The 19,796-nt window shown below is 52.0% G+C and carries 18 protein-coding genes; 2 read left to right on the plus strand and 16 right to left on the minus strand.

Annotation, left to right across the window (positions count from 1 at the left end; genetic code table 11):
- Window positions 1-818: 818 nt before the first annotated feature.
- The 6 genes from AC506A_RS28950 to AC506A_RS28975 all read right to left on the minus strand — a co-directional run bounded on the left by AC506A_RS28950 (window position 819) and on the right by AC506A_RS28975 (window position 10,510).
- Complete coding sequence (locus tag AC506A_RS28950) at window positions 819-2,807, minus strand: methyl-accepting chemotaxis protein (protein ID WP_495464486.1); 1,989 nt, start codon at window positions 2,805-2,807, stop codon at window positions 819-821.
- A 187-nt stretch (window positions 2,808-2,994) separates the two neighbouring features.
- Window positions 2,995-4,581, minus strand: coding sequence for a DUF3502 domain-containing protein (locus AC506A_RS28955; protein ID WP_495464487.1), 1,587 nt, complete (start codon window positions 4,579-4,581; stop codon window positions 2,995-2,997).
- A gap of 93 nt (window positions 4,582-4,674) precedes the next feature.
- A complete protein-coding gene (locus AC506A_RS28960; protein WP_495464488.1) occupies window positions 4,675-5,565 on the minus strand; it encodes a carbohydrate ABC transporter permease in 891 nt (296 codons plus the stop codon).
- Between the two features lie 15 nt (window positions 5,566-5,580).
- Entirely contained in the window at window positions 5,581-6,516 is a 936-nt protein-coding gene (locus AC506A_RS28965) for an ABC transporter permease (RefSeq protein ID WP_495464489.1), read from the minus strand.
- Between the two features lie 490 nt (window positions 6,517-7,006).
- Window positions 7,007-9,358 (minus strand): AraC family transcriptional regulator, encoded by a 2,352-nt coding sequence (locus AC506A_RS28970; protein ID WP_495464490.1) that lies wholly within the window; start codon window positions 9,356-9,358, stop codon window positions 7,007-7,009.
- A gap of 18 nt (window positions 9,359-9,376) precedes the next feature.
- Window positions 9,377-10,510, minus strand: coding sequence for a GntR family transcriptional regulator (locus AC506A_RS28975; protein ID WP_495464491.1), 1,134 nt, complete (start codon window positions 10,508-10,510; stop codon window positions 9,377-9,379).
- A gap of 67 nt (window positions 10,511-10,577) precedes the next feature.
- Here AC506A_RS28975 and AC506A_RS28980 point away from each other — a divergent pair, with 67 nt between their 5' ends.
- Window positions 10,578-10,757: an EAL domain-containing protein gene (locus AC506A_RS28980; protein ID WP_495464492.1), complete on the plus strand. Its 180-nt coding sequence runs from the start codon at window positions 10,578-10,580 to the stop codon at window positions 10,755-10,757.
- 129 nt (window positions 10,758-10,886) lie between these two features.
- On the opposite strand, the gene AC506A_RS28985 is transcribed toward AC506A_RS28980, so the two are convergent.
- From AC506A_RS28985 to AC506A_RS29030, 10 genes are all read right to left on the minus strand, one after another.
- Complete coding sequence (locus AC506A_RS28985) at window positions 10,887-11,198, minus strand: hypothetical protein (protein WP_495464493.1); 312 nt, start codon at window positions 11,196-11,198, stop codon at window positions 10,887-10,889.
- On the minus strand, window positions 11,195-11,515 hold the full coding sequence (locus AC506A_RS28990; RefSeq protein WP_495464494.1) for a hypothetical protein: 321 nt from the start codon (window positions 11,513-11,515) through the stop codon (window positions 11,195-11,197). Before AC506A_RS28990 ends, AC506A_RS28985 begins: the two co-directional genes overlap by 4 nt.
- Window positions 11,515-11,874 carry an alpha-helical endospore appendage domain-containing protein gene (locus AC506A_RS28995; RefSeq protein WP_495464495.1) on the minus strand — a complete coding sequence of 120 codons (360 nt, stop codon included), beginning with the start codon at window positions 11,872-11,874 and terminating at the stop codon, window positions 11,515-11,517. The genes AC506A_RS28990 and AC506A_RS28995 overlap by 1 nt, the downstream gene beginning before the upstream one ends.
- Before the next feature lie 25 nt (window positions 11,875-11,899).
- Complete coding sequence (locus AC506A_RS29000) at window positions 11,900-12,187, minus strand: nucleoside-diphosphate sugar epimerase (RefSeq protein ID WP_495464496.1); 288 nt, start codon at window positions 12,185-12,187, stop codon at window positions 11,900-11,902.
- Window positions 12,188-12,287: 100 nt separating this feature from the next.
- Window positions 12,288-13,646, minus strand: a complete 1,359-nt coding sequence (locus AC506A_RS29005; RefSeq protein ID WP_495464497.1) for a glycosyltransferase family 2 protein — start codon at window positions 13,644-13,646, stop codon at window positions 12,288-12,290.
- A gap of 21 nt (window positions 13,647-13,667) precedes the next feature.
- Window positions 13,668-14,873 carry a GT-D fold domain-containing protein gene (locus AC506A_RS29010; RefSeq protein WP_495464498.1) on the minus strand — a complete coding sequence of 402 codons (1,206 nt, stop codon included), beginning with the start codon at window positions 14,871-14,873 and terminating at the stop codon, window positions 13,668-13,670.
- Window positions 14,870-15,595, minus strand: a complete 726-nt coding sequence (locus AC506A_RS29015; protein ID WP_495464499.1) for a sugar phosphate nucleotidyltransferase — start codon at window positions 15,593-15,595, stop codon at window positions 14,870-14,872. Before AC506A_RS29015 ends, AC506A_RS29010 begins: the two co-directional genes overlap by 4 nt.
- 20 nt (window positions 15,596-15,615) lie before the next feature.
- Entirely contained in the window at window positions 15,616-16,368 is a 753-nt protein-coding gene (locus AC506A_RS29020; protein WP_495464500.1) for a glycosyltransferase family 2 protein, read from the minus strand.
- Window positions 16,365-17,462 carry a hypothetical protein gene (locus AC506A_RS29025; protein WP_495464501.1) on the minus strand — a complete coding sequence of 366 codons (1,098 nt, stop codon included), beginning with the start codon at window positions 17,460-17,462 and terminating at the stop codon, window positions 16,365-16,367. Before AC506A_RS29025 ends, AC506A_RS29020 begins: the two co-directional genes overlap by 4 nt.
- A gap of 4 nt (window positions 17,463-17,466) precedes the next feature.
- Window positions 17,467-18,714, minus strand: coding sequence for a glycosyltransferase family 2 protein (locus tag AC506A_RS29030; RefSeq protein ID WP_495464502.1), 1,248 nt, complete (start codon window positions 18,712-18,714; stop codon window positions 17,467-17,469).
- Window positions 18,715-18,884: 170 nt separating this feature from the next.
- On the opposite strand from AC506A_RS29030, the gene AC506A_RS29035 reads away from it, so the two are divergent.
- The gene (locus tag AC506A_RS29035) at window positions 18,885-19,352 is read left to right on the plus strand and encodes a DL-endopeptidase inhibitor IseA family protein (RefSeq protein ID WP_495464503.1); all 468 of its coding nucleotides are present in this window, start codon (window positions 18,885-18,887) and stop codon (window positions 19,350-19,352) included.
- Window positions 19,353-19,796 lie beyond the last annotated feature (444 nt).

The raw sequence follows: 19,796 nt of genomic DNA on the forward strand, positions 1-19,796 counted from the left end.
AGCGGATATATCGCTCTCGAAGTCACTCAATCGCCGAAATACAAGTAAACTCGCCCTTTCTGGGTGCTGTTAGCGGATATACCGCTATCAGCAGCAAATCGTGGTCGATTAACCGCACTTAAGCGGATATATCGCTCTCGAAGTCACTCAATCGCCGAAATACAAGTAAACTCGCCCTTTCTGGGTGCTGTTAGCGGATATACCGCTATCAGCAGCAAATCGTGGTCGATTAACCGCACTTAAGCGGATATATCGCTCTCGAAGTCACTCAATCGCCGAAATACAAGTAAACTCGCCCTTTCTGGGTGCTGTTAGCGGATATACCGCTATCAGCAGCAAATCGTGGTCGATTAGCCGCACTTTAGCGGATATATCGCTCTCGAAGTCGCTCAATCGCCGACGCGGGAGGAACGGGTCGTTTGATTGCTGAGAGTCGTTTTTCGGAACTCTCAGCTTCTTTTCGGCGTGGTTTTGGCGCTGAGAGTTCAGTTCTCGCACTCTCAGCATCCGACGCGAGGGGATTTGGGTTAGTTTGATTGCTGAGAGTCGTTATTTGGAACTCTCAGCTTCTTTTCGGCGTGGTTTTGGCGCTGAGAGTTCAGTTCTCGCACTCTCAGCATCCGACGCGGGGGGATTGGGGTTAGTTTGATTGCTGAGAGTTGTTTTTTGGAACTCTCAGCTTCTTTTCGGCGTGGTTTTGGCGCTGAGAGTTCAGTTTCCGCACTCTCTCAGCATCCGACGTGAGGGGAATATACTCGTCATCTCTAAAAACAAAAAAGCCAAGAAAGTCCTCCCGGGACTTTCTTGGCTTTTTCAACCTATACCGTAAACCGCGCCGCCGACTGGGACAATTGCTGCGACAGCCCGGAGAGGCTTTGCGAGCTGCTTGCCGTTTGCTCGGAGCTGGCCGAAGCTTCCTCGCTGACTGCCGCGATGTTCTCGATGGCCTCCAGCACTTCTCTTGTTTGCCGAGACTGCTCCTCGCTGGCAGCAGCTATATCGGTAACTTGCGCCGTAACCTCGCTCACCTTCTGCGTAATATGGACCAGTGACTCACCGGTTTGTTTGGCAAACAGGACCGAATCGAGCGCCGCTTGCGAGCTTTCCGCCGTGAAGGTTTGCATTTCCCCTATAATGCCGGTAATCTGTTTCGCCGCCTCGCTGCTTCGCTCGGCCAGCTTACGTACCTCTTCGGCTACAACGGAGAAGCCTTTACCGTTCTCCCCTGCTCTAGCTGCTTCAATTGCGGCATTCAAGGCGAGCAGGTTGGTTTGCTGCGCAATCTCATCGATCACACCGATAATCTCACCGATCTTCGACGACGCTGCCTGCAGCGTGTCCATCTTGTCGCTGAGCACATCCATGCTCTGGATCGAGCGCTGCACGATCCGATCGCTCTCCTCCGCTACATTTCGCGTATCGCCGCACAGCGTAGCTGCACCTTCCGCACTGATAGCAACCGTATCGATCGCTACGGAAAGCTCCTGCATCAACTCGTTAATCGATTGTGCTGATTTGGCCTGCTCATTGCTGCCTCGGGCGATCTCATCCGTGCTTTTCGTAATATCGACGGAAGCAATGGACACGGAATTCGCTGATTCCTTCATATGAGCAATGACACTGCGCAGGCTTGATACCATATCATTAAACGAGCGAGAGAACTGGCCAACCTCATCCCTCGACGTAAATTCGCTGTTCACGGTCAAATCGCCCCGTGCCACCTTCTCAGAAATATCCGCCAATTGCCGAAGCGAGCTTCTCGTGGAAATACAGAATCCGATGGTTAGATACGTCGCAAGCAGCAAGAGCAACGAAATAAAGAGTGTGCTTTGCAGACGTTCCGAGGTGAATCCATCCACCCGCTTATGCAGCAAGTCTTCCAGAACACTCGATGATGTCTCATACAAGGAGAATGCTGCCGATATCGCTGAAGCGCTGAGGTCGTCCTTACTGCCGGCACCTGCCGGTACCTGTTCCGCCTCCATAAACCGTTCATTCATCAGCTCCACGAATTTATTGAAAGAGGCTGCCGATTCCGTTGCAACGCGGCTCATTGCCTCCCTTAAGCTTGGATTGTATGCGTAAATCGTCTGCAGGTTTTTCTCGATCTCCGCCAGATTGCTCTCGATCTGAGTCAAATTGCGATCCAACCGCCGCTTCGTAGTTGGCGATATCTCACCGTCATGAATCGCTCGGTTCGCAATGACAGCGGATGAGCTGATCAAATCGGTCATATACGGAAGCTTTACTAAGCTAATGTCCATGATATAGTACGAATCCAAATCCGGATCCAAAACCAAATTCGAATTATCCCCTACGAGTGTAATTAAATCCAAATGATCCTGTACCAGCACATCATATTTCTTATACTTATCATCCACTACACCTGCTTTAGGCAAGGTGCTCTTGAAATCCTGCCAGTCCGACTGAAGCTTCTTCCAACCAGCCTCCGTACCAAGCTTAGTCCCATATTTGTCTTCGAGGGTTTGCTGTTGCTTCATGGCCATAGTCATCAAATTCTGACTCTCCGCAATCGCAGCCTCACTGCCGATTTCACCCAATTGAAGTGAAGTCGTCTGCTCTCGCAAATCGAGTGCAATCCGCAGCATATTCTTCATCCCTGCATTATACTGATTTCCGATTAATTCCTTCTTGCCGAATTCAATGCCGACTTTCTTCTCCGAAATGTAGAAGTACATCAATAACGCGACAGGGATGATGAGAACGACGCCAATAATGATAAACTTCTGGGCGTAGTTCAAACGATTCATCAGTTTAATAGCAGGATTAAAGATAGTAGTAATCATGGTGTTCCTCCTTATTAATCGTAGTCATCCAAGCAAGCACTTCAAGATTACGATACATTTTCGACAAAATCTAGCAATTCCCTCTTTAATTCGACGCTATATTACGTAAATTTTCCATAAAAAAAAAGAGCCGTCGATTGCTTTCCCAATTCGGAAAGAACCGCCGACCCCATCTTATGTCCACCTATTATTTCGTTGCTTTCCAGGCATCGATCTGTGATTGCATTTCCGCGATAATTTTATCGAGACCTGCCTTCTTCAACTTCTCATTCATCTTCGTAAGCGTCGTATCCGGATCAGCGATTCCTGTTACAAGTCCGGCATAGAACTCATCCACGACAGAAGCGGTCTGCGCAAGCTCACTCTTCACATTGCTCGGGTCGAAGGAGAAACCAAGCAGCTTGGAAGGAATCGCCGCCGCATTCTTGTCTGGACCTGCAGGGAACCACTTCGGCTGTGTCGGGCTTGTGCGGAAGGAGTTGAACATATTGCCATACTCCCAGCCGGAATCCATCCAGTAGCCGGTGTTGTCGATCTTCTGAATCAGATCGTCCCCGACCTTCGTGTAATGTGTGCCTTCGATACCGAAGCTCATCAGATTGAACAGCTGCGGATCGGAGTAGAGCAGGTTGTAGAACATCATCGCTCTGGCCGGATCTTTGGACGTACGGGAGATCGCTGTCATTGTCGCAATGATGGAACCGGTGCTCATATAAGGCTTGGAGAATTCTACTGCTGCCACGTTCGCTGCATCCCCGCCGCCGAATTTTGCAGCTTGGTTAGCTGCTGTATCCGGATTGATAACGGTAAAGGTCGAGGTCACATATTTGCCTGCCAATTCATCGGAGTTCGTATCTTTGAGTGTGGACGCATCCTTGCGGATAATGCCTTTCTCAAACCATTCATGCATGAGCTTCAAGAAGCTTGTGAATTCAGGTGTTTCATAGAGATTAACAACCTTTGTGCTGTCATCGTTGATATAGACGACACCTGGATTTTTCTGCGAGAAATATTCAATGCCAAGCGCACTGCCGTAGTTGCCCATGACATCGGTATCGCCTTTCAAACTGAATGGGAATTTGTCCGGCTCGCCGGCTTTGACCTTCTCGAAGAACGGTGTCAAATCCTGAAGCGTCTTGAATTGATCTGCTGCGAAGCCATACTTATCCAGGAACGTCTTGTTAATCAGAACGCCTGGTGTTCTTGCCAGTACTTGAGTATTAATAATGGCATAAAGCTTGCCCTTCACTTTTGCCGCATCCCACGCTGCTTCCGGCACCTGTTTCAGAATGTCCGGTCCGTACTGCGGGAGCAGATCCGTGATATCGAGGAACGCGCCTTTATTCACATTTTGCAAATAATCGTTTGTCCAGTTGGAGGTGAAGATCAGATCCGCTTTCTCACCGGAAGCGGCAATCGCCTGCATCTTCTGATCGTAGGTGCCCCAGTCGACGAGCTGAATGTTCAACGTCGCATTGATTTTCTCCTTCGTAATCTTGCTCATCTCATCCTGCACGAGCTTGGCATCCGGGAAAACGCTTTGAGGCAAATACCATGTAATTTCGTAGGGATCGAGCTTGGAAACATCCGTTGCAGCTGTGTTTGCTGCCGAATTGTTTGCCGCAGCCGTGTTATCTGCCTTGGTATTACCGGTATTCGACGACGAGTTGGCATTATTCTCTGTGTTACTTTTGCCGCAGCCGCTAAGCAGCATGCTAATGGAAAGAACCGCTGTCAGTGTAGCCGTAACGAACTTGAACCCTCTTCTTCTCATTGAAATAACCCTCCTGTGATTACTATTTATTATCATCCGAGAACGGACCGATAATCCAGTACAACTTTTCAAGCCGAGCCTCATTCATTAGCCTTAACCCTTGACCGCACCAACCGTTAATCCTTTGACCAAATATTTCTGGAAGAACGGGAAGGCGAACAGCATCGGCCCCGCAGCCAGAATTGCAATCGCCATACGGGATGACTCCGTCGGAATCGCGCTCAGATCAACGCTGATGCCGGCCTGCACATTCTTAGTCAGAAACTCGATATTGGTCATGATGCGGTTCAGGAAGAACTGCAGCGGTATCAGCTTCTCGTTCTGAATGTAGAGCATGGCCAGCCACCAATCATTCCAGAACGCCAGTGCATAGAACAACCCGATCGTGGCCAAAGCCGGCTTCGAAAGCGGCAGTATGATTCGCACGAAAATACCGAATTCCGTAGCGCCATCGATCTTCGCAGATTCGATAATTTCAAACGGCAGCCCCTGCATAAAGCCCTTCATCAGCATTGCGAACCATGCGCTGACGCCATACGGCAGGATCAAGGCCCAAATCGTATCCTGCAGATGAAGCACATTCGTCATAATCATGTAGGACGGCACAAGTCCCGCATTAAAGAGAAGCGTGAAAAATACGAAGAATGTGGTTGCCTTGCTGTATCTGTAATCCTTACGCGTCATGACATAAGCAATCGAAGACGTAAGGAGCAGAGCGATCGCGGTTCCAACCACCGTGACGACAATCGTAATGAAATACGATTGCAGCAGCAGCTTCGGATTCTGAAGCAAATAAGAGTAGGCGGTAAACGTGAACCGCTTCGGAATGAGCTGGTAACCGTACCTGGCGATGTCGGCGTCATAGGAGAGCGATACCGATACCACGTACAGCAATGGAAAAATAATCAGAATCGACAGCAGGGTCAGAACCAGAATGATCAGTACATTGTTGCCGCCCAGCCTGCCCGCTCTAGCTGCGTGCATTTGCGCTCACCTCCATTAGAACAACGCGTTGTCCTTGCTGTATTTTCGAACGAGCAGATTCGTTGTCAGCACTAAGATGAGTCCGACAACAGCTTGGTACAAGCTTGCTGCTGAGGCCATTCCGAGATCCCCGACGACGCGCAGCGACCGATACACGTACGTGTCCATCACGTCGGTAGTCGAGTAGAGCATTCCTGCATCTCTCGGTATGAAGTAGAACAAGCCGAAGTCAGAGTAGAAAATACGTCCGATGTTCAACATGGTCAGCATCGTGATAAGCGGCGTGATAAGTGGAATCGAGATGTTGCGAATCTGTTGAAAACGGGAAGCCCCGTCAATAGAAGCGGCTTCATAATAACTCGAATCAATCGCGATCAGGCCGGTGAAGAAAATAATGGCGGTGTAACCGACGTTCTTCCACAAATAAGTCAGCGTCAGAATGAGCGGCCAATAGGACGGATTGCCATACCAATCGACCGCAGATCCGTGAAATTGCTCCAGTACTTTATTGATGACGCCGTAGGTCGGATTCAGCAGAATATAGGTGACAAACCCGACGACAACCCACGAGAGAAAGTAAGGGAAGAACAGGATCGTTTGAAAAATCTTCACGAGCCTTCTGCTCATTTCCGCCATCAGCAGCCCTACAATAATAGAGCAGAACGTTCCGACGATGATGAATACCCCATTCAACAGGAGCGTGTTTCGCGTGATCCGCATCGCATCCTGGGAGTTGAAGAAGAACTTAAAGTTGTTCAAGCCCGACCAGGCGCTGCCCCAAATGCCGTCGGCATAATTGATGTCTTTAAACGCGATCACGATGCCAAAGAGCGGCAGGTAATAGAAAATAAAGACGACGATGATCGCAGGCAGGCTAATCAGTAATAAGCTTCTGCCTTTCGCGAAATGCTTCCATTCCTTCTTAATTGCCGAAGTGATTCCTCTGCTCATGTGCTCCTCCTTTGTGCGGTTTTGCGATTTCGTTGTTTACGATTCTGAGCATACGGCGCTTTGGGTCCTCGGCGAAACTGCTCATTTTTGCAGCGTTAGAAAAGCACTGTACGATACTAAAATGAACCGGAAATCCACTGTACAAAATCAAAAAAAGGCCGCCGATACAGGGATCGGCGGCACTTTTTGCATCTCAACATTCCACAACGGAGGTACATTGGTTGGGTTGATCGCTGAGAGTCGGATTTCCCTACTCTCGGCAGCATTTCAGCGTGGTGTGGGGACTGAGAGACGGATTTTCCGACTCTCAGCATCCCCAGACGGGGTAAAATGGTTGGGTTGGTTACTGAGAGTTGGATTTCCCTACTCTCAGCGACATTTCAATGTGGATTTGGAATTGAGAGACGGATTTTCCGACTCTCAGCATCCCACAAGGGGTATTGGTTGGATGATTCGCGGCCGGCTTTGTTATGGTGTGAGGATTCTCGAGCTATCCTTTCCCTCGCCCGGCGATATACTCCCGTGGCGTCATGCCGAACTTCGTTTTGAACAATTTATAGAAGTAGCTTTCATTCTCGATGCCGACTCTGCGCATAATTTCTTGAATGCTCAGCTTCGAGTTCTCCATCCACTCCACCGCTTTCGTCAGCCGAATCTGATTGATGTACTCCGGTATCGACATGCCGAAATGCTCCTTGGATATTTTACTTAGCTTATAAGCCGAGAGCCGCATCATGCCCGATATATCAGTCGCAGACAGCGAAGAGTCAAAATAATTCGAATCGATAAATGCCTTAATCGTATCTGCCGCCACCTGATTGCCCTCCTCGGCAGCCGATTTCCGCTCGCTCGTCATCGTCTGAACCGCTTCGAGCAGCTGCTCCTCGAATTGCTCCGCCGTCTCCTCCTCATACAGCTCCCTATTCAGCAGCTTCGCATGAATATGGATTGGTTCCTTGAGCGTCCTGTTCATCTCATATACAGCTTTCTTCAAGTGGTGCACCACCTGCATGCTGACCAGCATAATGTCGCTGTACTCCAGCTTGCGGATCTGACGGAACAGCTCGCGGAATTTCTCTTCCGTTCGCACAGGATCGCCCTTCTTGACGACCTCGATGAACTTGCCCGTAAGCTCCATCACCTGCTCCATGTCGATACTGCCCGACTGTTCATCAATTTCCGCCTGCGTAATGACCGCCATATGACCCTGCACATACCGATAGGAGCTGTTCGTCAAGGTGTGGCTGTATGCTGCCGCGATGGCCATATAGTCTTCGATCGGCTCACTGATGGCAACAGAGAAGGAGAGCTTGTAATGCTCTTTAATGTAATGCTGGGCTTCTTCGAGCAGCACCTTGACCTCTGCCGCCTGCGCAATGGAATCGATATTGAGAAGAATCGTGAACGAATCATCCTTCATATCCACCGTTTGATGAGCAAATGACCGGCTGATCACCTCCGTCGTAATATTCGCAATCGCAAATCGCAGAAGCTCCCGTTCGACCAAACTTTTCGTCATAAACAGCTTGTAGTTGTCAATGCGCAGCACGCAGATTAGAAACGGCTTCTCCTGTGACAGTGCAGGATGGAGCGAGTGCAGCGCCTCCCCGAATGCCGTGCCGCTCATACTGAAGCTGTCGACAAGCAATCGCTTGAGAAAATAGAGCTTCATAATGCCGGTGTTGTTGTTTTTCTCCAGATGATACTCGTATAACTGCTCCCTCGACTTCTGATACACCTCGGTTAAGTATGAGAATTCATCCTTAGCCCCCGGAGTGACGGATCCGCCCCGGGACGTCTGTTCCATCAATCTTCTGACCGGCTTGTAGATCCCTCTTGAAACAGACAGGGTCAGCAGCAGCGCACCGGCAAAGATCGCCAATGTAATAAGCAGAATGGTATCCAGCAGCTGCTTCAAGTTCGCGTATGCCTCTTTGTAAGGCTTCGCATCTAGCAGTGTCCAGCCGGTCTTCTCAAGTCGTATATAGGAAATGATATATTTCTCGCCGCCAATGCTCTGATTAAAGAAGCCTGACGGCTGCTCAGACTGTGCTTCCAAACTGCCCGCCTTATCCTTATATGCCTGTCTAATCGTATTGGCGAATCCCGAGCTCTGAACCGGAACCGGATTCGCCGGATCGGTCTCAATCAGCGCGTTGTCACTGTCTAAGATATACAGTTCGCTCCGCGCGCCGGCTTCTATCCGGTTAATAGCACGAATGTTATCGACGAGCCAGTCCAGCTTAATGTTTAAAATAATTGCGCCATCCATCCGGTTATCGCGATCCGTTGTCTCATACATCACATAGCTTAATACCGTATTCGCCGCTCCACCTATGCCGCGCTCAGCGACTTCCGCACTGCTGCGCACGATTGCCCGAAGCACCGGAATGTTCGTGTAGCTTTGCAGCACCTTATCGAGCTCTGCATCCTTATGATACAAGTCACCGTACGTCGAGTAATACAATTTCTTATGATTGTTATAGATGTAGATGGATTGAATGAACGGATTGTTTGCCACAATCGTCGCGTTTAGTTTATTGATCACATTCAAATGCTCATACGTTTCCTCATCGTTCAAATACATAAGCGCCTTCACGTCATTGCTGCCATACGTAGAGAGCGTAATATTGCGAATCATCGTATCGAGATAATCGATATTGTATTTCATCTGCGAGAGTACCTTCTGGCTGTTCTCGTATTCGCTCTTGAATACTTTCTTCTCTACATTCACATAGACAAGCGTGGAGAACGATACGACGATAAGCAGAATAATACTAGTAATCCATAAGAATATGCGCAGCAAATATTTCTTCTCTTGAAACAGACGAATGAGGCTCATAAGCAAGTACCACCCTTGTTATTCAATCTTCGCATCCGAAACCGAGCTGCCGTAATGAATGTCCGCTTTGCATAGATGTCCGGCAACCGCGATCGGCTGCTTGCCTTCTGCCGCATGCAATAACTGCAGGGCAGCATTTCGTCCCATATCATAGAACGGCTGATTCGCACCTGTGATATCCAGTCGGAGCCTCCCGTTTAGTCCCCGCGCATCATACGTAACAAGGGACATGTCGTCCGGGACGCGCCTTCCGAGCCGTTCCAGCGCGGTGAGCACAGCCTCGGCAATTTGGTCATTCGCTGCAAAAACAGCCGTATATCTCACCTTATCCAGCGCGTTCGCAAGCCGAGAAACAAAGGATTCGAACTCGCTCTCAAAGTTCTCGAACCGGGTCGGGATGCACAAATCATATTCAGGCTCGAAAGGAATGCCCGCTTCAATATACGCTTGTCTCATGCCTAGCAGTCGTTCATAGAACGTGCTGAGATCCGAATTGCGTACGAACGCAATCCGCCGATGTCCCTTGGCAAGCAGCAATTTCGTAAGCGAATAGGCGCCCGAAGCGTTATCGCTCGTCACAAAGGGGATGTCGATGTCCCATATGCGTCTGTCCAAGAATAGGACCGGAATGCCGCTTAAAGCTAACCTTTCATAAAGCTGGCGACTGTGCGGCTCATCCTGCCCGCCGTGAATCGGACTCAGTATTATCCCTTCAACTTGTCTTGCAATCGCGCTCTCAACGAACGACTTCAGCTTATCAAGGCTGCGGTTATCGCTGCTGCTCATCAGCTGATAACCCTTCAGCTGCAGCACATCCTCGATTCCGCGCAGGGCGGCTCCCCAGAGCGGGTTATCGATACCGATAACAGATGCAGCGATTAATCTGCTCCCGCTCCCGCTATTCATCGCCTGCGACACGGAACTCAGCCCGCCGTCCGCGAGATAAGTACCTCGGCGGTTGTCTCTTGTGAGGAGCCCTTCCAAGCACAGCTCCTTTACCGCCTTCTCAATCGTGTTCACGCTGGATTGATAGAATTCAGCCAAGTTGCGGCTGGATGGCAGACGTGAAGTGCCTTGCCACTCGCCTATATGAATGCGCTTACGAATATCTTCTTTAATGCGGTGATACGGGTAGGTAGACAGCCTATTCACCTTCATCTCTACTAGATTAGCTTGACTATATGATATGTGTATCATCTGTGTCAATTCAGAGATTCCAATGGATATAAACTATGTAAAGACGCATCCGAAGTTCGGCGCTGTTTCCCCGGCAGAATTTATTCCGCTTGCAGAAGAAACAGGGCTTATTGTTCCGATTGGCGAGCGGGTGATACGGCAGGTGTGCGATCAAATCCATACATGGAAGCAAGCAGGCTTGTCCCCGCGCAAGGCTATCTGATCAGCTTTCCCATTCCTGCACAAGAAGTGGAGCAGCTGCTTCCTCTAGCCTATGAGCTAAGCAATTCGTAGGGGAGTACAAGCCCGTTCCTATGTTGGCCCGAACTCCCTCCAAGCTGCTTAATCGGTATTAGGTTTGCTGCTCATATGCAAGCTGATGGCCATCCTCGAAGCCTTTGGCAAAGCCGAGATTATAGCCCTGATTATAGGCGTTATCGAAAGCTCGATTATAGCCGGGGCTGCTTAGTCCCCGCTTCCTTCCACGCTTTTGCTTACGTACGGAAGATTTGCCGGTGCCTGGCTTTGTACGCCTGCGCTTCGTTGTAGAGGCTGCCTGCTTCTTCTCGCTTCCTGCTGCCTTACTTGAAGACTTGTTCGGTGTGACTTTAGGTGAAATCGGTAACCTGCTGCTCTTCTTCCCGCTTATCCCCGCTGCAATCACTTTCCGGTTCCTCCTTTACCTTCCCGTATTGGACGCGAACCCACCTGTACGGCTGCACTCAACCATGGCTTGGCAGAGCGGCCGTCTCTGCATCGTCTTTGGCTTTGACTGCTCTCCATGGCGCTTACCATTGTCGTAAGCGTCAGCTGCATCGCCTCGAGCCGCTTCATATTGCGCTGTATGGCTACTGCCAGACCGGATGCCCGCTCGGCTTCATCTGCGACGCTGTTCAAAATCCGAGCGACGGCCTGCTGGCTGCGGGAGAGTGACGCAAGCAGCTCGATTCGTACCTCCCGCTCCTTCAAGCTCCATTTCATTAGCGCTTATCTCCCATATCGAACGGTCCGTTCAGCATATTATCCATGCCGTTCATCGGCCCCGCCCCCATCCCCATTCCCATATCATCCACCTGGCGCAGTGCTGCCTTCAGCACGTTCGTCATCCCATGATTAAGCTTCGCGAGTCCGTCTATAACGTCGACAAGCTGCTCGTGAACCATCATAGCCGACTTCCATTGGTCCTGATGCTCTGTAAATGCATCCGGTGTGATATGATTGCACAGCCAAGAGCGAACCTTCTCCGCTTCGACGGCCTTCGCCTCCAGAATCATCGCCACATTCCACTGCAGCTTAGCGGAGGCATCCAGCATTCTGATATAGGCGGTTTCACGACTCATAACCAGCACGCTTCCTTTCCCCCGCTTATTCTTCGTCCTCGATATCCATCTCTTTCATAACCGTCGAAATCGTCAATGCAAGCGACTCCTGCAGCTCAGCAATGCTGTGTAAATAGGCCACTACACTCTTAGTCATAACCTGAGAATTGTCCATCAGCTCACTGACTCCGCCGAAATTTGGGTGCGTATCCGGCAGTGCATGCACAATTTGTGCCATCCGGACTGCGACATGACGCTTCGCCTCCAAGACGCGCGCCAGCTGCTCATGGGAATGTGACATATGCTCAATCATTTCCGTTACGATATGCTGCAAGGCGCAGTCCCTCCTTTACCTGTCGCAATGTCAGGAATCGGTCTCTTTGTTAACATATGCGCCGCTCTCTCCGCTTGGCACAGCCAAGACCGCCAAGGAACTACAACTGGTCGGCAACCTGAACGGGAGCAATAATCGGCAGTCCTTCCGGCAGCATGCCGAGCTGCTCCTCCGTCACCAATCCTGCCGGCTTCCACTGCAAGCACCATGCCTCCACTGTTTTCGCGCTGGCCACTCTGCGCCGAACGCCATTCTCGACCAGATAGAAGCTGCCGTCCGCTCCTGCGGCAGTAACGCCTTGCATCGTTGGCGTGCCATCGATGCTTCTTCCGAGCCAGCCTGCTTCTACAGCTTCGGCTGCAATACTCTCCCCAATCGGCCAGCGCCGCAAATCCACTTGCGAGAGCCGAACAATGGGCAGGGCAACTTGGCCCACAATTGGACGACGCATCCCGCCTTCCACCCAGTAGAGCGCCCCTGATACGCCGCGAACGACGACATGCTGCGGAAAGAAGGTCGTCTCCCCCTGCGTTCTATCTACCGAAATATTCATCCCTTGAACTTGATGGACAAGATCATGGGGGTTGCCCCACTTCTCTACGTACACCTGCAAATTATGGTCGTTGACCTCAGCAATCTTTTCTCCGAGCGCCTTCATGCTTACGCTGCCGAAATGATGAATGAAGGAATCGCGCGCAATGACGAGCGCATACCCTTGTAAGCGAACGCGGATATTGTAATCATCATCCTCATAGTTTCCAATCCGATAGCCTTCGTCCAGGTACCCGGTTCGATCCCACAGCTCGCGGCGAAACAGCAGGCAAAAGCCCGTTAATCGGTCCGTTCGCTGCCACCTCGCAGGGTTTGAAATATTATATAATCTTGCGAATGGAGCAATGCCTTTCACCGTCTTGTATGGCACCTCAATGCGCTGCTCTCCGCTGATGTAATTCGTCACAGGGCCAACCATGCCGATTGCGGGATCACTGTTTAAGCAAGCCAACATATTGTCGAGCCACCGTTCCGTCACGATCGTGTCGTTGTTGAGCAGCATCAAATAGGAACCCTTCGCCATCATCATGCCGATATTGATTGCGCCGGCGAAGCCGCGATTCGTCTCCAGCACACGAAACCGCACTCGGTTGCCGAGCCCGCGTAAGTAAGCCGCCGTACCGTCCGTAGACGCATTGTCGACGATAATGATTTCATAGGCGCTGCCGGTGTACTGCTCAATGCTGGCAATACATTTCTTCAAGAAATCGACTTTATTGTAGCTTGGAATAATAATGCTGGTGCCTTCAAAATAAGTACCGAAGCCAAAATACCCCGTGCGGACGCCTTCCTGATAACCGGTTGCCATTCCGATTGGAAACCGGCTGGATTGCTTCGTCTTGCGGGCCGCAGGGATACTCGTCGCCGCCTTCTTCCGCTTGCGATGCGCATGCGCTTGCCTTCTCATCCGCTCTGCCCTCTCCTATCCTTAATGCGTAAGCGCAACCTGACCCTTCACAATAGCATCTGCCATATGGCCAAAATCAAGCGCTGTCTTGCCCCGCTCGTGCGCGATCCGGGTGCAAATCATAACGGCCGCAATACCCGCGGAAACGAGCGCCAAATCAAATTCAATATTTCTCATCTCATAGATAACGCGTTCCACATCACGTACTCCCCGTACCGGGCTGATGAGACCCGACACGATAAATCCCCGTTCCGTGAGCATATGAGCCAGTGCCGGAGCTGCATTGCCGATGACAAGCAGCTGCTTGCCGGCGAGCAGGTGAGCGAGCAGACCGGTTTGTGCGAGCCCGTAATTGACCGTCGAGTTGGTCATCCGAAGTGCCGCGGGATCAAGATGATGGGCGCGAAACACAGGATGCAGCAGCGGGTGAAAATGCTTCCTGCGCGCCAGCGGCACACCGACGATATGCGCGTTACGTATCGCGTGCACGAGTTGATCCCGCGCCAGCAGATCAGGCGGATTCACCCCGGCATAAGGAAGAAAGGTGCCTTCTCGCTGAATCGTATCGATGTCGTAGACGACTTCCTGCGCCAGCGTCAGCAGCTCCCCGTCACCAAGTCTGACGACCGCACAAGGCCTGCGCTCATGAATGGCCTGTTCCATCTCGGCAAACACCTCATGAACGTCCATTAGCGGCAGGCATCTCGAACGCAAATGCTCAGCGCCGATAGCAATGACGTCTTGGAGCCTTACCTCCGGGAGCAGCAAATTCATCGGCAGTGCTTGCTCCAGCAGCAGCTCTCCGCCTTCGTACTTGCCAAGCTCATAGCCGGCCGTAAATGCATTGTCGTGGTATGGACCATGTTCCATACCGGGCTGCACCGCCGTACTATCACGCTGTCCCCGGCGACGGCCCCGCTTCTTGACCAAGGACGACTTCCGCCCTCTTGTCCTTTTCTTGGATCCACTCGGCCTTGATTTCGTCGACCGTCCGGCATGTGCAGCTATGCCTCCGCCTCCCGTTGTCGCTCCAGCCACTCGCTTCTTCATGCTCTTCTGCGGCGCACTGCCTCCCGACGTCTTAACCGCAGCCGGAGTGTGAGCCGGCTGTTGCTGCGGCGCAGGTGCCGGCACACTCCGTTTGCCTGCAACCTGCCCCTGCTGGCTGCCGCTTGTCAGCATCACGTTACTGTGGACTCCCGCCACCTTACGTGTCGTCACCTTCATGGCCCATCATCCCCGCTAAACTTTATCGAAGCCTCAAGAAGCGATTGAAACGTACCGGCATCTGTCCACCAACCGGTAATATACCGGTGCGCGAGCTTCCCCATTTTGGCATAAACATTATTCACATCGGTAATTTCCAGTTCCCCTCGCAGCGATGGCGTCTGTGCCGCAATGAATGGAAAGACTGCGCCGTCAAACATATAGATTCCGGTTACGCAGCTGTCGGTTAAGGGCTTCTGCGGCTTCTCATCGATGTGAATGATTCGTCCACTCTCATCGAAGACCGGTACCCCGTAGCGCTGCGGATCAGGCACCTGCTTAAGCAGCACCATCGCACCGTCAGCCTGCTGCATGAACGCTTCCAGATGAGGTGCCAGCGATTCCTCGAACAAATTGTCACCCAGCAGTACGATAAATTTGGCATCCTCGCCAACGAAAGACCTCGCGAGCTCCAATGCCTGCGCAATCCCGCCGGCTTCTTCTTGGATGCGGTAAGTAAGTGACACCCCATACTCTGCTCCGCTTCCGAGGAAAGAAGTAAACATGCCAGCAGAGGCACGGCTTGTAATAAGCAAAATATCTGTAATTCCCGCTTCTTGCAGACTATTAATGCTGTAGCATATCATCGGGAGCTTCCCGACCGGCAGCAAATGTTTGTTCAAGAGCTTCGTCAGCGGCAAAAGGCGCGTTCCCGTACCACCGGCCAAGATAACAGCTTTCAAATAAATAACCTCCTTTGCGCTCAATACATGAACTTCGCAGGGTCTACCTTCCACTTGGAGATAAAATGCTGCCGATTGCGCTCGACGAGCTGCTGCAACTCCTGCGGATTGCTGCGTTTGAAGCTGGCGCTGCCGCGATGATGAACGAAGACATCCCTGCACATGAGCAGATTGTACCCGTGCATGCGAGCCCGGAAGCAATAATCGTCGTCCTCGTAGTGACCTGGTGTGAACCTCTCGTCAAGCTCACCGATCCGTTCATAGAGCGACCGTTTGAACAGCATGCAGAATCCGACCAGCCGCATAATCGGCTCACTGCGCTTCGCTTCCTTCACGAGCGTTTCCGCAGCTTGACCGTGGAACTCATCCATCGAGTTGAAGGGATACTCCACCTGCTGCCTGCCGCTGATGTAATTCGTTACGGGACCAACCATGCCGATATCTGCGCGGGCTGTCAGCGCCCTAATCAATGCAGGCAGCCAGCCGGCTGAGACGGTCACATCGTTGTTGAGCAGCATCAGATATTCGCCGCGCGATGCGCGCAATCCACGGTTGCAGGCAAAGGGGAACCCGGTATTTCGGGCCAGTGACAGACAGGTAATCCCTTCGCGAATACACCATTTGCATGTGCCGTCAACGGAGCCATTGTCGACGACAATTAATTCATAGGGCGTCTCTGTCGAATCGGTATAACGGCGTATGGCTTCGATGGCATCCTGAAGGAGCGATAGGCCGTTGTAGCTCGGAATAATAATGCTCGTCATGCCTTTCATGTTGCTGTTCCTCCCGCAGCGGCGCGCCGCCGAACCTGATCTGGAAATGCCAGTCTTGGACCTTTCGATTGCATGGCGTACTGAAGTGCTTCAATGTGGTCGCCGACGGAAAGCTCATTGGAGACCACCGTGGCCGGTCCGCTTATGGCGGCCGATTTGTTCTTGCGCCCCTTAGTCAGCGAACAGCTTCGGAATAGGAGCTTGTGCTGGATAGCAGCCATGTGAGCCATTGGCGGGACTGCCAGCGCCGGTACGCCGACGGTTTCCATTCCGTGCCGAGACCAGATATGGGGCAGCAGCTCAATCGAGTTTGCCAGCAGTTCAGAGCGGCCGAGCGACCAATTCATGAACGCTCTAACCCGTGCTGCTTCGTCCCAGCTCTTGAAAATCCCCAGCAGCGGCGTTTGATCCGCCATGACGATATCTGCGCCGGTCTCTGCAATCGAGAGCATAAGTGCCAGCTGCTCTGCTGCGATTATCGATTGTCCGTCGGCAAACAGGACAATATCGGACCTTGTCATTCTCGCTCCGATCGCACGCCCGACATCTGCGCCGAGCGACTCTCCGATTTGCATGATCGTAATCTCCGGGACCGCCCGAAGCTCAGCAAAATCGCCTTCGCTGCCACCCTCCAGCACGACGATTATTTCCTGCAGCGGCAGTCGGAGCAGTTGCTTAATCGCGGACGGATTCATGCCCGGGACGGAGAGTACGACAGCTGCTGCTGATTTACCCATTGCTACCGGCTGCCACATGCCCCGCGGCAAATCCAGGGCAGAGGCGAAACCGTCGGCATACGCTCTGCCTTCAGAGAGCAGCTTGACGCGCAGCGCATCCGTGTGGTTTCTGCCTGTGCAGCGCATCGTCCAGTGCTGATTCATTCGCAGCTTCGTTTCCGTGGTGCCGGCCGGCGTGATGTGCCCATTCTTGCGGAGGAGCGCAGCATCTGTATAGCCGGCATGATAAGCATTTCTCAGCTTGCCGGTATAGCTGCCGGCAGTGCGCCCTTGGCCTGCTCGCGCCGCACGCGAGCGATGCGTGCGGGTAGTAGTAGTCGCTCTTTTGCCTGAGCGGCCTGACTTCCTGGATTGCATACGTTCACCTCGCCAAATAACGTTTTCGCTCCATATCCGTATAACCTCCGCGTGCATCCGTCTGCTTCGCCAGCCAATCAATCGCTTCCAAGTGATCGCCTACGATGAGCAGCTCAAGCGGATTCGTCCGTTCTCTCTGCTTGCGGGGCAAGTTGAGCTTCCCCACATTAATGCGTTTTACTGCTTGCACCATTAGTCCCTGCTGCACCGCTTTGGCATGCGCCAGCGGCGGAATGGCGAGCGCTTCGGCACCGATTCGTGACAAAGCCTCTCGGCTTATGGCATGGGGGATCGCGGTCATCGAAGTACCTTTCAAATCAGGACGCCTGAGGATCGAATTCAGCGCATGTTTCGCGAGGACGACACTGTGAACCGATGATTTGTTCGTTGGGCCGGAATAATCGTTCAGCGCCACATCCACGCCGCCATGCAGTACCGACTGAACGAAGGCTTTCAGTGCCGAAGCCGGGATGATCATATCGCCGTCGAGAAACAACAGCACCTGTCCGCTGGCGGCAGCTGCCCCGACACTTCGTCCGACGTCATGGCCAAGCGGCTCCGCGAACGGGATGACCCTGGCTCCTTTTCGCTTCGCGATGGCTGCCGAACCGTCAGTCGATCCATTGATGACGACGATCACTTCCACGCTGGGATGTACTTTCTTCGCTTGTTGAATCACTTTGCCAATCGTCCGACGTTCATTCATGACCGGGATGATGACCGAAACGACCGGGTTCGCCGGTGCCGCAGATACCGTCAGGATAGGCTGCGGATACGACTGCTGCTGTGGCACTGACACATACACTGGCAGTGGCTGTGTCTGTGGCTGTGGCTCAGCTATCGGGAATGCCTGCTGCTTGACGCCTTCAACTCGCAGTTGCTGCTTCGGCTGGGCGGCTTTGGAGGATGTCTTTCTGGGCTTTGCCGACGCTACTTTAGCTGGCGCTTGGGACGCATGTTGAACGATCGACGGCGGTTTGATCACCGTTTTATTCGGTACGGCTTTCCTCACACTTGCCTTCTTGCTCGCTCGCGGAACAGGTCTTGCTTTGATGGCTGCTTTTCTTGTCCGGGAAGCCGCGGGTTGTCTGGAGGGAGATGTTGCTGCAATTGGAGGTGGGGCGGAGGTCTCGCTCCACACTGTGCGAGTCGCGCTGCCCCCGGCTGCCTTCGATAACCCGGCATAGACTCTATCATTTAGGAGCGGCTGCTTCCGAATCTGCTGGACGACTCTTCCGCTGCTAGGCTTCATGAACTCGTTCACCTCCATATCCGTCTTTTTACCAGTTAGTTTATGGACGATAGAGTGCAAGAGGAACGGCTGTTGTACGTTAAGGCAGGAGCCGCGCTGATTTTAAGCGTATTTCGCGTCACTGAATCTACCTAATTACATATGCTGTTCACATAGAGGAGGTGATGCCAATGGTAGAAAGCTTACAGCTTCGACAAGCACTCCGCGTCTTCCTAAACAAGGCCGAAGCGGCATGGTTTGACGTGTACGGTTCCAGCTTTGATAGAAAAGAGATTAAAGTTGGCGGCACAGAATATATCCAACTGCCCCTGCGCTACAGCACCAGGGCCAAAATTTACGCCTATTTTCGCAAGTATTGGGGGATAGCCTTCAGCCGCGTTCAGCTGCGCAGCTTAAAGTCCATCGTGTACAACGGGAGGGTTTATGTCATTTTGGGCGATCCCGGTCCGATCCCAGACTTCGTCGAATCCGTGCGCATTCTGAGCATTACGAACACCAGAATCCGCGTCCGCGCCGTGTTATCCGGCGACCCGGACGGCAATGTGCCCATTTACTACACCATCGCCCGTACTTCATCCGGGTACAAGATCATCAGCCGCTCCGGCAAAAAGTACGATTACCGGTTCACATTCGACTAGCAGTAATCTGGCGCTGGGTAGCCGCACAACAAAAGGGACTATCCAACAGTCATCGATTGATGACGGGATAGCCCTTTTTGCTGTGAATCATCCGATAGACAGACGTTCATCCGCCTGCTCATGGCGAACCATCTGCTCATGGCGAACCGGACTTCAGGTCCGAGACAGCTTTACTGTTTCCATTTTGTTCTAACGAATCGTGGAGGTCTTATTTATGCGAAAACAGCCGCTTTTCAAATCTAACGAATCGTAGGAGCCTTATTTAGGATAAAACGATCCGGAAATGGCAGTTTTACACGAAATAGGGTCTGTAGGATTCGTTAGATTTTTTTAACCCGTTATTGGGTTCAAATAAGACCTCTACGATTCGTTAGCGTTTGGTTGGCGAGACTCGAGGGCCGGGTTAGTTCGTTAGCGGTTGGCGAGGCGCGTGAGTCGTGATGG

The sequence above is a fragment of the Paenibacillus sp. N22P23 genome, from assembly GCF_059383735.1.

Excerpts from the sequence above, each read along its gene's own strand:
- AC506A_RS28965 (WP_495464489.1), bottom strand. The coding sequence starts at position 6,516 with ATGAGCAGAGGAATCACTTCGGCAATTAAGAAGGAATGGAAGCATTTC.
- AC506A_RS29035 (WP_495464503.1), top strand. The coding sequence starts at position 18,885 with ATGGTAGAAAGCTTACAGCTTCGACAAGCACTCCGCGTCTTCCTAAAC.
- AC506A_RS28960 (WP_495464488.1), bottom strand. The coding sequence starts at position 5,565 with ATGCACGCAGCTAGAGCGGGCAGGCTGGGCGGCAACAATGTACTGATC.
- AC506A_RS29025 (WP_495464501.1), bottom strand. The coding sequence starts at position 17,462 with ATGCAATCCAGGAAGTCAGGCCGCTCAGGCAAAAGAGCGACTACTACT.
- AC506A_RS28950 (WP_495464486.1), bottom strand. The coding sequence starts at position 2,807 with ATGATTACTACTATCTTTAATCCTGCTATTAAACTGATGAATCGTTTG.
- AC506A_RS28970 (WP_495464490.1), bottom strand. The coding sequence starts at position 9,358 with ATGAGCCTCATTCGTCTGTTTCAAGAGAAGAAATATTTGCTGCGCATA.
- AC506A_RS28955 (WP_495464487.1), bottom strand. The coding sequence starts at position 4,581 with ATGAGAAGAAGAGGGTTCAAGTTCGTTACGGCTACACTGACAGCGGTT.
- AC506A_RS29020 (WP_495464500.1), bottom strand. The coding sequence starts at position 16,368 with ATGAAAGGCATGACGAGCATTATTATTCCGAGCTACAACGGCCTATCG.
- AC506A_RS29010 (WP_495464498.1), bottom strand. The coding sequence starts at position 14,873 with ATGAAGGTGACGACACGTAAGGTGGCGGGAGTCCACAGTAACGTGATG.
- AC506A_RS28995 (WP_495464495.1), bottom strand. The coding sequence starts at position 11,874 with ATGAGTCGTGAAACCGCCTATATCAGAATGCTGGATGCCTCCGCTAAG.
- AC506A_RS29005 (WP_495464497.1), bottom strand. The coding sequence starts at position 13,646 with ATGAGAAGGCAAGCGCATGCGCATCGCAAGCGGAAGAAGGCGGCGACG.
- AC506A_RS28990 (WP_495464494.1), bottom strand. The coding sequence starts at position 11,515 with ATGAAATGGAGCTTGAAGGAGCGGGAGGTACGAATCGAGCTGCTTGCG.
- AC506A_RS29030 (WP_495464502.1), bottom strand. The coding sequence starts at position 18,714 with ATGAAGCCTAGCAGCGGAAGAGTCGTCCAGCAGATTCGGAAGCAGCCG.
- AC506A_RS28980 (WP_495464492.1), top strand. The coding sequence starts at position 10,578 with ATGGATATAAACTATGTAAAGACGCATCCGAAGTTCGGCGCTGTTTCC.